Source organism: Streptococcus infantis, from assembly GCF_000963255.1.
Classification (GTDB): Bacteria; Bacillota; Bacilli; order Lactobacillales; family Streptococcaceae; genus Streptococcus; species Streptococcus nidrosiense.
The window spans coordinates 67,568-79,917 of sequence record NZ_JYOV01000019.1 but is presented as its reverse complement, the minus strand read 5'-3'; the positions used below and the strand labels follow the sequence as shown (position 1 = coordinate 79,917).

Below are 12,350 nucleotides of genomic sequence, written 5' to 3'. Positions count from 1 at the left end.
AGGTGAGAAAAATGGTAGAATTGAAAAAAGATGCATTAAAAGACGTAGCAACATTATCTAAACCAGCGGCAGAAGCGCTAGTAAATACAAAGGAAGTTTTGAATCAAGCAGTAGCAGACTTGTATGTAGCCCATATTGCTCTACATCAAGTACACTGGTACATGCGTGGACGTGGTTTTATGGTATGGCATCCTAAGATGGATGAATACATGGATAGCCTTGATGGTTACCTTGATGAAATCAGCGAACGCTTGATCACTCTTGGTGGCAAACCTTACTCTACTTTGACAGAATTCCTTCAACACAGTGAAATCGAAGAAGAAGTTGGAGAGTTCCGTAACGTAGAAGAAAGCTTGGAACGTGTCCTTGAAATTTATCGTTACCTTATCACTCTTTTCCAAAAAGCTTTGGATGTAACAGATGAAGAAGGTGATGATGTAACCAATGATATCTTCGTTGGTGCTAAGGCAGACCTTGAAAAAACAGTCTGGATGCTTGCAGCAGAATTAGGACAAGCACCTGGTTTGTAAGATACTCTATTTTGTCAAAAATCCGTAGAAAGTTTCTACGGATTTTTTCTATTTCGGAGGGCGTTCCAAAACAGTCTTTTTTCAAGATTTTTGATAAAATAGAACTATCAATAAAAAGGATGAAAGCATGACAAAGAAAATCGTAGCCATCTGGGCTCAAGATGAAAAGGGTGTAATCGGAAAAGAGGATCGCTTACCATGGCATTTGCCAGCAGAGTTAAAACATTTTAAAGAAACAACCTTGAATCATGCCATCTTGATGGGACGTGTCACCTTTGATGGAATGGGACGACGATTGCTTCCAGGACGTGAGACTCTGATTTTGACGCGCAATCCTGAAGAGTCAATTGAGGGTGCTCTGGTTTTCCAAAATGTTGAGGACGTTTTAGACTGGTATCAGAACCAGGATAAAAATCTCTATATCATTGGGGGCAAGCAGATTTTTCAGCTTTTTGAACCTTATCTCGATGAGATTATTGTGACACAAATTCATGCTCAAGTTGAAGGGGATACTTATTTCCCAGCAGATTTTGACTTGACGGTTTTTGAGACTCTTGCAAGCAAATCTTATTCCAAAGATGAGAAAAATGCCTATGATTTCACCATCGAATATAGAAAGAGAAAGGAAGTCTAATGGAGCGCAGTATTTTTGGATTTTTTACAGCTCTTTTGTGTGCTGTTTGTCTTGTAGCTGGAACACACGCTTTTCGTAAAAAGCGCTTTGGACTTGCTACTCTACTTTGGCTTAATGCTTTTACAAACTTGGTGAATAGCATTCATGCTTTTTATATGACCTTATTTTAGATAGAAAAATCATTTAGAACGGAAGGGAATCATGCCTACAAATAGGAAAAATGATATGATGGTTTATTGCTCATTTTGTGGCAAAAGCCAAGAAGAAGTTAAAAAAATAATCGCTGGGAACAACGCTTTTATCTGTAATGAGTGTGTGGAGTTAGCCCAGGAAATCATTCGTGAGGAGTTGGCAGAGGAAGTCCTGGCAGACTTGTCTGAAGTACCAAAACCAATCGAACTCTTAAACATCTTGAACCACTATGTGATTGGTCAAGATCGTGCCAAACGTGCCTTGGCAGTGGCTGTATATAACCACTACAAACGCATCAATTTCCATGACACTCGTGAAGAGTCAGAAGATGTGGATTTGCAAAAATCAAACATTTTGATGATTGGCCCAACTGGTTCAGGGAAGACTTTCCTTGCTCAAACTCTTGCTAGAAGTTTGAATGTACCATTTGCCATTGCAGATGCAACAGCTCTTACTGAGGCTGGTTATGTTGGTGAGGACGTGGAGAATATCCTCCTCAAACTCTTGCAAGCAGCTGACTTTAACATCGAACGTGCAGAACGTGGGATTATCTACGTGGATGAAATTGACAAGATTGCCAAGAAGAGCGAGAACGTGTCTATCACACGTGACGTTTCTGGTGAAGGGGTGCAACAAGCCCTCCTCAAGATTATTGAAGGTACAGTAGCAAGTGTTCCTCCACAAGGTGGACGCAAACATCCACAACAAGAGATGATTCAAGTAGATACTAAGAATATTCTCTTCATTGTTGGTGGAGCCTTCGATGGCATCGAAGAGATTGTCAAACAGCGTCTTGGTGAAAAAGTTATCGGTTTTGGACAAAACAACAAGGCCATTGACGAAAACAGCTCATACATGCAAGAAATCATCGCAGAAGATATTCAAAAATTCGGAATTATTCCTGAGTTGATTGGGCGTTTGCCTGTCTTTGCAGCCTTGGAGCAGTTGACCGTAGATGATTTGGTTCGCATCTTGAAGGAGCCAAGAAATGCCTTGGTCAAACAATACCAGACCTTACTTTCTTATGATGATGTTGAGCTTGAATTTGACGACGAAGCCCTCCAGGAAATTGCCAACAAAGCTATCGAACGCAAAACTGGTGCGCGTGGTCTTCGCTCAATCATTGAAGAAACCATGCTAGACGTTATGTTTGAAGTTCCAAGCCAAGAAAATGTGAAAACAGTTCGTATCACAAAAGAAGCGGTTGACGGAACGGCTAAGCCAATTCTAGAGACAGCCTAGAGGTGACTATGGAAATCAATACACAAAATGCTGAGATTTTGCTGAGTGCAGCCAACAAGTCCCACTATCCGCAGGATGAACTTCCTGAAATTGCTCTTGCAGGTCGCTCAAATGTTGGGAAGTCAAGCTTCATCAACACCATGCTTAATCGTAAGAATCTAGCTCGTACTTCTGGAAAACCAGGAAAAACACAACTACTCAATTTCTTTAATATTGATGACAAGATGCGTTTTGTGGATGTGCCTGGTTATGGTTATGCCCGTGTTTCCAAAAAGGAACGTGAAAAATGGGGTCGTATGATTGAAGAGTACTTGACTACTCGAGAAAATCTTCGAGCGGTTGTTAGTCTTGTAGACCTTCGCCATGATCCGACGGCTGATGATGTACAGATGTACGAATTTCTTAAATATTACGAAATTCCTGTCATCATTGTGGCGACTAAAGCAGATAAGATTCCGCGTGGTAAATGGAATAAGCACGAATCAGCTATTAAAAAGAAATTAAACTTTGATCCAAGTGATGATTTCATCCTCTTTTCTTCAGTGACAAAAGCAGGAATGGACCAAGCTTGGGATGCTATTTTAGAAAAATTGTGAGGAATACAAATGGCAAAAACAATTCATACAGATAAAGCTCCAAAGGCAATTGGACCTTACGTTCAAGGAAAAATCGTTGGCAACCTTTTGTTTGCTAGCGGTCAAGTACCTCTATCTCCTGAAACTGGAGAAATCGTAGGAGAAACGATCCAAGAACAGACTGAACAAGTTTTGAAAAACATTGGAGCTATTTTGGCAGAAGCGGGAACGGATTTTGACCATGTTGTTAAAACAACTTGCTTCTTGAGTGATATGAACGACTTTGTACCTTTCAATGAGGTATACCAAACAGCCTTTAACAAGGAATTTCCAGCTCGTTCAGCTGTAGAAGTAGCTCGTCTTCCTCGCGATGTAAAAGTCGAAATTGAAGTCATCGCAGAGATTGGATAAGCGAGTTGAAGTTTGGTTCTTCCAAACTTCTTTTGATATAAGGAGACAAAGATGACAAAGAAACAACTTCACCTGGTGATTGTTACAGGGATGAGTGGTGCAGGGAAAACTGTAGCCATTCAATCTTTTGAAGATTTAGGATATTTTACGATTGATAATATGCCGCCTGCCCTCTTACCAAAGTTTTTGCAGTTGGTTGAGACCAAGGATGATGATCATAAGTTGGCCCTAGTAGTGGATATGCGTAGTCGTTCCTTCTTCTCAGAGATTCAGGCTGTCTTGGATGAATTGGAAAACCAAGATGATTTAGACTTTAAAATCCTCTTTTTGGATGCGGCAGATAAGGAATTGGTGGCACGCTATAAGGAAACTAGAAGAAGCCACCCTCTGGCAGCAGATGGTCGTATTTTGGACGGAATTAAGCTGGAACGTGAACTCTTGGCACCATTAAAAAATATGAGTCAAAACGTGGTAGACACGACAGAGTTAACTCCACGTGAACTTCGTAAGACCATTGCAGAGCAGTTTTCGGACCAAGAACAGGCTCAGTCCTTCCGTATTGAGGTTATGTCTTTCGGGTTTAAATATGGCATTCCTATTGATGCTGACTTGGTATTTGATGTCCGTTTCCTCCCAAATCCCTACTATCTACCAGAACTCCGTAATCAGACAGGTGAGGACCAGGCAGTTTATGATTATGTTATGAATCATGAGGAATCTGAAGATTTCTACCGTCATTTGTTAGCCTTAATTGAACCAATTCTACCAGGTTATAAAAAAGAAGGAAAATCTGTTTTAACCATTGCAGTGGGTTGTACAGGTGGGCAACACCGAAGCGTTGCCTTCGCTAAACGATTAGCCAATGATTTGGCGAAAAATTGGCCTGTAAACGAAAGCCATCGTGATAAAGACCGAAGAAAGGAAACGGTAAACCGTTCATGAGAAAACCAAAAATTACGGTGATTGGTGGAGGAACTGGAATCCCTGTTATTTTAAAAAGTTTACGGGAAAGAGATGTGGACATTGCAGCCATTGTAACTGTTGCTGATGACGGAGGTTCTTCAGGTGAGCTGCGTAAAAATATGCAGCAGTTGACACCACCTGGAGATTTACGCAATGTGCTTGTTGCCATGTCAGATATGCCAAAGTTCTATGAGAAGGTTTTTCAATACCGCTTTTCGGAAGATGCAGGTGCCTTTGCTGGACATCCGCTGGGGAATATTCTCATAGCAGGGCTTTCTGAAATGCAGGGTTCAACCTATAACGCCATGCAATTGCTGAGTAAATTTTTCCATACGACAGGTAAGATTTATCCATCTAGTGATCATCCCTTGACCTTGCATGCAGTCTTTAAAGATGGTTCAGAAGTAGCTGGGGAAAGTCATATTGCAGACCATCCAGGCATGATTGACCATGTTTATGTTACCAATACCCTGAATGATGAAAAACCGCAGGCTAGCCGTCGAGTTGTCAATACCATTCTTGAGAGTGATATGATTGTCTTAGGGCCTGGTTCACTCTTTACCTCCATTTTGCCGAATATTGTCATTGAAGAGATTGGACAAGCCCTTCTTGAAACCAAAGCAGAGGTGGCTTATGTTTGCAATATCATGACCCAACGTGGTGAGACTGAGCATTTTACAGATAGTGATCATGTGGAAGTCTTGCATCGTCATCTTGGTCGCCCCTTTATTGATACCGTACTTGTTAATATCGAAAAGGTTCCAAGAGACTATATGGACACCAACCGTTTCGATGAGTATCTAGTTCAGGTTGAGCATGATTTCGATGGTTTGCATCAACAAGTCCCCCGTGTCATTTCATCCAACTTCCTACGCTTGGAAAATGGTGGTGCCTTCCATGATGGGGATTTAATCGTGGATGAATTAATGCGCATCATACAGGTGAGAAAATGAGTTTCACAGTAGCAGTAAAAGAAGAAATCCTAGGTCAACACCACCTGAGTCGCTATGAGTTATCAGCCATTATCAAGATGTCTGGAAGCGTAGGTTTGTCTAGTTCTGGCTTGACCTTGTCCGTTGTTACAGAGAGTGCCAAGCTTGCCCGCCATCTCTATGAATCGTTCTTGCACTTTTATGGTATCAAGTCGGAGATTCGTCATCATCAGAGAAGTAATCTTCGAAAAAATCGGGTCTATACTGTGTTTACAGATGAGCAAGTTCAAGAACTTTTAGCGGATTTGCGTCTGGCTGATTCTTTCTTTGGTCTGGAGACGGGAATTGATCCAGATATTTTAGGAGATGAAGAAGCAGGTCGTGCCTATCTCTGTGGTGCATTTTTAGCAAATGGGAGTATTCGGGATCCCGAGTCAGGCAAGTATCAGCTGGAAATTAGTTCAGTTTATCTAGATCATGCCCAAGGGATCGTTTCGCTCTTACAGCAGTTCTTGTTAGATGCCAAGGTGATTGAACGAAAAAAAGGTGCAGTGACCTATCTCCAGCGAGCAGAAGATATTATGGATTTCCTGATTTTAGTAGGAGCTATGCAGGCACGTGATACTTTTGAAGGTGTTAAGATTCTCCGAGAAACTCGAAATGACCTCAATCGTGCCAATAATGCAGAGACAGCTAATATTGCTCGTACGGTTTCAGCGAGTATGAAAACCATCAACAATATCAGTAAAATCAAAGATAGAATTGGTTTGGATAATCTGCCAGCAGACTTGCAGGAAGTTGCCCGTCTGCGTATCCAGCATCCAGACTATTCTATTCAAAAGTTGGCAGATAGTCTGACCAATCCCTTAACCAAAAGTGGTGTCAATCATCGCCTGAGAAAGATCAACAAAATCGCAGAGGAACTGTAAAATATAATATATTGATGTTCAAAAAAGATATATCGAGATTGATGTTTAAAAATTTTTAAAATAACCTCAAATTTAAAAAATTCTACTGAAGTTTCATTCAGTAGAATTTTCATTTTCATAGGATTCGTTGTTTTAAGAGATTAAGGTTCTAGATAGAATACTAAAAATTTCAAATTTTTTTTTTAATCTTCATTAAATTGCGTAGTTATAGTTTTCTTAAAAATTAATAGATAATTATGTATTTTCTTTATAAAATCTTTAAATTTATATTTTATTATTGAAGTGTAAATTTAAGGAGGATCAAAATGGGAAAAAATATTTTAGAGACACGGAATTTGTCAAAGAAATTTGGGAATCAACTTGTAGTGAATAATATTTCATTACAAGTGAAAGAGAATTGTATCTACGGATTACTTGGTCCAAATGGGGCTGGGAAATCAACTACACTAAAGATGATAACAGGAATGCTCCACAAATCGTCCGGAGATATTATCTTTAATGATCATATATGGAGTAGAAAGGATCTCGAACAAATTGGTGCTTTGATAGAGTTACCTCCGTTGTATGAGAACTTAAGTGCAAAAGAAAATTTAAAAGTAAGAACAATGTTACTTGGATTACCTGAATCAAGAATTGATGAAGTTCTACAAATCGTTGGTCTATCAAATACAGGTAAAAAAAGAAGTGGAAAATTTTCTTTGGGAATGAAACAACGATTAGGAATTGCAATAGCACTGTTAAATAATCCTAAATTATTAATTTTAGATGAACCAACCAATGGCTTAGATCCATTGGGAATTCAAGAATTAAGGGAGATGATTCTTGGCTTCCCAAAACAAGGCATTACAGTAATTCTATCCAGCCATAATATTTCCGAAGTTGAGCAAGTTGCAGATTATATCGGGATAATATGTGAAGGTGAATTAAAATACCAAGATATAAAAGACTCTCAAGAAAGTTTAGAAAATTTATTTTTGGAAGTAGTAAAGAAGGAGAATTAAAAAATGATGAATTATATTCTTGGTGATTATTTAAAATATAAAAGAACTTTTTTAAAAAAAATAATCTATATAATACCTATATCTTTGATAATTTTATCTTATTTACTGGTACCACCATATTTTACAATAGATTCATATAATTGGTGGTATACTATAATTATGCCAATCACTTATGCACTGATTCCTGCTTTAATGAATCGATACGAAGATAAAAAAATAAAATATAGGGCAGTTTATCCTCTCAGTATTGATTTGCGAAAGATTTGGATATCAAAAATTATAGTGGCAAGCTGTTTGATTCTGATGGCCAGTTTGGTTCATTTGATAGCAGTTTTAATTGTACAATTTATTTTTGGAGATCAAATATTTTTAAGCTATAGCTTTAGTACTTTATTAGTCTCAAGTATATTATTAGTGGTATCAAGCATATGGCAAATTCCATTTTGTCTACTATTAGCTAAAAAGTTTGGTTTTTCTACTAGTCTTATGATAAATGGTTTATTAGGTGTTGCACTTGGAATTGTGTTTTCTGCTGGAAATTATTGGCTGTTATCTCCATATAGTTGGAGTATAAGAACGATGGTTCCAATGCTGAAAATTATGCCAAATGGACTACCAGCAGATGGAGGAAATATGATGTTAAACACATCAATTTTTCCTCCATGTATCTTCTCAATTCTGTTATTTCTTCTATTATCTTACTTATCATCTATTTGGTTTGCAAAACAGGAGGTAAGATAGTGATAAATATTTTAAAATCTGAGTTATATAAGATAAAACATACTTGGTTACCCTGGTTATATCTGTTACTCCCAATACTATTTGTGATTATGATATATGCTGGTTTTAAATTTACGGGCCTAAGTAGGTATTCAATAGAGGATGTCACATTAAATTATTTGATTACATTAGGTGCATTGTTCCCGATTGTTATTGGTTTCATTACTGCAAAGGTAATAGAAATGGAAGCAGAAGCTGGTTGCTTTCAAATAATGTTAACTGGTTCGCAATCAAGAACTAGTATGTATATTGGTAAGTTATTATCTTTATTGTTGTGTGCATCACTATCACTTATTTTACTCCAAAGTAGTTTTTTGATGCTTTTTAATTATAAAGAATTTTATGATTTGGTATTGGAATCAGTCTTAATGATTATAGGAGTTGTTCCGTTATATTTAATACATCTGGTTATTAGCCTCAGATTTGGGAGTGGAGCCTCTATTGGTCTTGGTTTCTTTGAAACTTTGATAGCTCTACTTGCTGTTACAAGTATGGGGGATAATATTTGGTATTACTTACCAAGTTCATGGCCTTCAAGGCTTTGTGGTCTTTATTTTGTAGATAAAATTTCAGGTGAAAACTCATTTTATTTTGAATTTTTTAAATGGTCTTTAGTTGCAACACCAATAATAGTTGTAATGTTATTTGGAAGTTTGATTTGGTTTAATAAATGGAACGGCAGAACTAATATGGAATAGAAATGAAGGTGGTAATAAGATGGTGAAAATATTAGCTATAGATGATGAAATGGATCTTTTGGTTTTAATCAAAAATATTTTAACACAAAAATTATATCATGTAGATATTTTTCAAAATCCAACAGAAGTACCTATTTCTAAATTATCAGAGTATGATTTAATCTTGTTAGATATAATGATGCCAAAAATCGATGGTATATCTTATTGTAAATCTATTAGAGATAGAGTAGACTGTCCCATCTTATTTTTAACTGCAAAATCTTTGGAAAGTGACATTGTTTCGGGTTTTTCAACAGGAGCTGATGATTACATTTTAAAACCTTTTGGAGTAAATGAATTAATTGCGAGAGTTGATGCCCATTTACGTCGAGAAAACCGAGAGAGACATTTAAGTTTAAATCTTGGAGAAATTAGATTTGATTTATCAGCGAATATAATTTATGTGAATGATAAGAAAATTCCTTTTACAAAATCTGAGTATCGAATTTGTGAACTTCTAGCACGTAGACGTGGACAAGTATTTTCAAAGGAACAGATTTATGAGATGATATTTGGATATGATGGAATAGGTAATTCTTCAGCTATTTCAGAACATATTAAAAATATTCGCGCAAAATTACAGAAGGAAGGTGTATCTCCAGTAGTAACTGTATGGGGGATTGGATATAAATGGGAATAAAATTAAAAGGGCAATCGCTAAAAATAATATTTTTAGAATATCTAATAAGTGTAGGAATTGTATTGTTTCTTTCATTTGGTTTAGTAATTCTGATGTTCACCACCATGTATTCATTAGGATTTATTTTACCTGCTGATTACACAGAAAATCAGATTTATGAGAGGAAGAATGCGATAGCCAATACAGAGACCTTTGATAAAAATCTTATACCAGATAATGCCTCATATCTATTAATTTCAAAGGATGGAAATATCATTACTAGTTCAATGAGTAAAGATGAAGAAGATCGAGCAATTCGATACTATAATAATGAGAGAGTATATAATACCCCATCTTATAGCTATATAGAAATTTTACGAAATGACGGTTATTGTATTATTCAATATTCAGTAAAACCCTATTTTACAAATAAATTCATGGCAAAATATTTTCCTAATGTCAATGTAGTGTATGTCAGTATTCTTATTTTAGTTAGTTTACTAAATACATTGGTTGTTACAATAGTATGGGCTAAATATCTTGTGAAACAACTCTCACCTATATTTGCTGCTTCCGAAAAAATATCAGAACAAACTTTAGATTTTGACCTGCATTATTCAAGAGTCAAAGAATTTAATGAAGTTCTATTTAGTTTAGAGAAAATGAGAAATGCTTTGCAAGAGTCATTAATCAAAGAGTGGATACAGGAAGAAAATAAGCAAAAACAGATTTCTGCTTTGATACATGACTTGAAAACCCCAGTATCTATTGTTCAAGGAAATGCTGAGTTGCTTAAAAAGACATCTGTGACAGAGGACCAGAGTATTTATATAGATTATATACTGAGGAATAGCAATAGAATATCTGAATATATAAAAACACTTCTAATCATGAATAAGAATTCTAATGCCACTGAATACCAGCCACAATCGTTGGCAGTAAAAACTGTATCAGAACAATTGGTAACAGTTTCTAAAGAACTAATGTCAATTAATTCTAACAATCTAAAAACTAATGTAGTAGTTGAAGATGGTATAATGAGTGTAGACTTGAAACTCTTAGAGAGAGCATTGCAAAATGTCTTAGCGAATTCAATTGAAAATAATAATGGAATAGTTACATTGGAATTGAATCTAAAAACTGTAGATGACTTTTTAGAAATATCAGTATTAGATAACGGGAAAGGTTTTTCTGATATCGATTTAATTCACGCAAAAGAACAGTTCTATCGTGGAGATTATAGCAGGCATTCTGCAACTAATTATGGTATTGGACTATTTATTACTGAACAAATAATCAAATTACATGGTGGATCAGTAATCTTGAAAAATAGAGAAGCTTGTCGTGGTGCTGAAGTTAAATTTATATTACCGATACAGAATGATAAATGAGCCATATTAACACTTAACTTATGTAATAATTAATCTAACAGCTCTAACATCAAACTTTATAACATGTTCATAACTGTATTTAACGTCAATTTGTAAATTTTAACTTCGAACTTTCACTACAAATTACACTAAGATAGAATATTATCTAGTATTACTCATACGGTGCACAGAGTTTGTTAGTCTGAATATGTCGGAATGAGGGGCAATATTAAAAAACTAATCAATAAGTATTAAACTTTCTATAAAAAGCAAATAAAGGTGGTTAGTGGAAAAGTTTTTAAAATCATAAAAACGCATAATAGCAAGTTCTTTAGATACTTGTTATTATGCGTTTTATCATGAAATTTCACTTGATTTTTTAATAAAGTTGTAATTTTGACATTATAGACTTGTAGAGTGTTTTGGTTGTACTTTTTGTTCGGGGTCAATATAGTTGATTGCATTGTTGACAGCAGTTGGTGCTTCACCAAGACCTGTTGCAATCAAGTCAATCTTACCTTCGTAGTAGCAGCAGTCACCGATAGCATAAATTCCAGCTTGGCTTGACTCTTGCTTGCTATTGACGATAATCTTGTGGCGGTTCAGTTCTAATCCCCATTTTTTAAGATTACCTACAGAAGATTTAAAGCCATAGTTGACAAAGAGGTGGTCCAATTCAATGGTTTCGGTTTCATCGGATTTGACTTTTGTGATTTCAAGCTTGTCAAGAGTTTGGCCGTCACCAAGAAGTTGACTCGGCACAAATGGTGTTTTGATAGTTACAGAAGACTCTTGCAAGGCTTGTACGCTATGCTCAAGTGCACGGAAGTTATCGCGACGGTGAACAAGTGTAGTTGGAGCAATCTTTTCAAAAGCTAAAGCCCAGTCAACGGCTGAGTCACCACCACCCAGGATGGTTACCTTCTGACCAGCATATTGTTGAATATTAGAAACGTGGTAGTGGATATTGTCATAGCCTTCAACACCTTCTAATTCGAGTGGACGTGGTTTAAAAGCACCGCCTCCCATAGCAATAATAACGGTTTTAGAAGTATGATTTCCCTTATTAGTTGTAATCTTAAAAACATCATCCTCTTTTTCAATCTCAAGAACAGTTTCATTGAGGTGAACAGGTGTCTCAAACCCTTCAAGTTGTTCCAAAAGGCGGTTAGTCAATTCTTCCCCTGTGAGGTTTGGAAAACCTGGAACATCGAGAATTTGTTTTTCAGGATATAGGATGGCAGGTTGACCACCTAGTTGAGGAAGAGAATCGATGATTTGTACTTTGGCTTGACGAAGGTGAGCATAAAAGGCTGCGAAAAGACCGACAGGTCCACCTCCTACAATGGTAATATCATATAGTTCAGACATGGTTTCTCCTTAATTCATTTCTATCATTTTATTCTATCATATTTTCTACCAATTTAAAATGAAG

The 12,350-nt window shown here is 36.4% G+C and carries 15 protein-coding genes; 14 read left to right on the top strand and 1 reads right to left on the bottom strand.

Annotated features, from left to right (window positions below; genetic code table 11):
* Window positions 1-11: 11 nt before the first annotated feature.
* From TZ96_RS07510 to TZ96_RS07445, 14 genes are all read left to right on the top strand, one after another.
* The gene (locus TZ96_RS07510) at window positions 12-530 is read left to right on the top strand and encodes a Dps family protein (protein WP_045763543.1); all 519 of its coding nucleotides are present in this window, start codon (window positions 12-14) and stop codon (window positions 528-530) included.
* 127 nt (window positions 531-657) lie between these two features.
* Window positions 658-1,164 carry a dihydrofolate reductase gene (locus TZ96_RS07505; protein ID WP_045763542.1) on the top strand — a complete coding sequence of 169 codons (507 nt, stop codon included), beginning with the start codon at window positions 658-660 and terminating at the stop codon, window positions 1,162-1,164.
* The gene (locus TZ96_RS10690) at window positions 1,164-1,334 is read left to right on the top strand and encodes a hypothetical protein (RefSeq protein ID WP_000442255.1); all 171 of its coding nucleotides are present in this window, start codon (window positions 1,164-1,166) and stop codon (window positions 1,332-1,334) included. Before TZ96_RS07505 ends, TZ96_RS10690 begins: the two co-directional genes overlap by 1 nt.
* Before the next feature lie 31 nt (window positions 1,335-1,365).
* A complete protein-coding gene (gene clpX / locus TZ96_RS07495; protein ID WP_006145154.1) occupies window positions 1,366-2,598 on the top strand; it encodes an ATP-dependent Clp protease ATP-binding subunit ClpX in 1,233 nt (410 codons plus the stop codon).
* 8 nt (window positions 2,599-2,606) lie between these two features.
* Window positions 2,607-3,194: a ribosome biogenesis GTP-binding protein YihA/YsxC gene (gene yihA / locus TZ96_RS07490; RefSeq protein ID WP_045763541.1), complete on the top strand. Its 588-nt coding sequence runs from the start codon at window positions 2,607-2,609 to the stop codon at window positions 3,192-3,194.
* A gap of 9 nt (window positions 3,195-3,203) precedes the next feature.
* On the top strand, window positions 3,204-3,584 hold the full coding sequence (locus tag TZ96_RS07485) for a RidA family protein (protein WP_001140424.1): 381 nt from the start codon (window positions 3,204-3,206) through the stop codon (window positions 3,582-3,584).
* 51 nt (window positions 3,585-3,635) lie between these two features.
* Window positions 3,636-4,526: an RNase adapter RapZ gene (gene rapZ / locus TZ96_RS07480; RefSeq protein ID WP_045763540.1), complete on the top strand. Its 891-nt coding sequence runs from the start codon at window positions 3,636-3,638 to the stop codon at window positions 4,524-4,526.
* The gene (locus TZ96_RS07475; protein WP_045763539.1) at window positions 4,523-5,500 is read left to right on the top strand and encodes a YvcK family protein; all 978 of its coding nucleotides are present in this window, start codon (window positions 4,523-4,525) and stop codon (window positions 5,498-5,500) included. Before rapZ ends, TZ96_RS07475 begins: the two co-directional genes overlap by 4 nt.
* A complete protein-coding gene (whiA, locus tag TZ96_RS07470; RefSeq protein WP_045763538.1) occupies window positions 5,497-6,408 on the top strand; it encodes a DNA-binding protein WhiA in 912 nt (303 codons plus the stop codon). Before TZ96_RS07475 ends, whiA begins: the two co-directional genes overlap by 4 nt.
* Before the next feature lie 305 nt (window positions 6,409-6,713).
* Complete coding sequence (locus TZ96_RS07465; protein ID WP_045763537.1) at window positions 6,714-7,409, top strand: lantibiotic protection ABC transporter ATP-binding protein; 696 nt, start codon at window positions 6,714-6,716, stop codon at window positions 7,407-7,409.
* A 3-nt stretch (window positions 7,410-7,412) separates the two neighbouring features.
* Complete coding sequence (locus TZ96_RS07460; RefSeq protein WP_045763536.1) at window positions 7,413-8,150, top strand: lantibiotic immunity ABC transporter MutE/EpiE family permease subunit; 738 nt, start codon at window positions 7,413-7,415, stop codon at window positions 8,148-8,150.
* Window positions 8,150-8,887: a lantibiotic immunity ABC transporter MutG family permease subunit gene (locus TZ96_RS07455; RefSeq protein WP_045763535.1), complete on the top strand. Its 738-nt coding sequence runs from the start codon at window positions 8,150-8,152 to the stop codon at window positions 8,885-8,887. The genes TZ96_RS07460 and TZ96_RS07455 overlap by 1 nt, the downstream gene beginning before the upstream one ends.
* A gap of 19 nt (window positions 8,888-8,906) precedes the next feature.
* Window positions 8,907-9,566: a response regulator transcription factor gene (locus tag TZ96_RS07450; RefSeq protein WP_045763534.1), complete on the top strand. Its 660-nt coding sequence runs from the start codon at window positions 8,907-8,909 to the stop codon at window positions 9,564-9,566.
* Window positions 9,557-10,936: a sensor histidine kinase gene (locus TZ96_RS07445; protein ID WP_045763533.1), complete on the top strand. Its 1,380-nt coding sequence runs from the start codon at window positions 9,557-9,559 to the stop codon at window positions 10,934-10,936. Before TZ96_RS07450 ends, TZ96_RS07445 begins: the two co-directional genes overlap by 10 nt.
* 381 nt (window positions 10,937-11,317) lie before the next feature.
* Here TZ96_RS07445 and TZ96_RS07440 read toward each other — a convergent pair whose 3' ends face one another.
* Window positions 11,318-12,286, bottom strand: a complete 969-nt coding sequence (locus tag TZ96_RS07440) for an NAD(P)/FAD-dependent oxidoreductase (RefSeq protein WP_045763532.1) — start codon at window positions 12,284-12,286, stop codon at window positions 11,318-11,320.
* Window positions 12,287-12,350 lie beyond the last annotated feature (64 nt).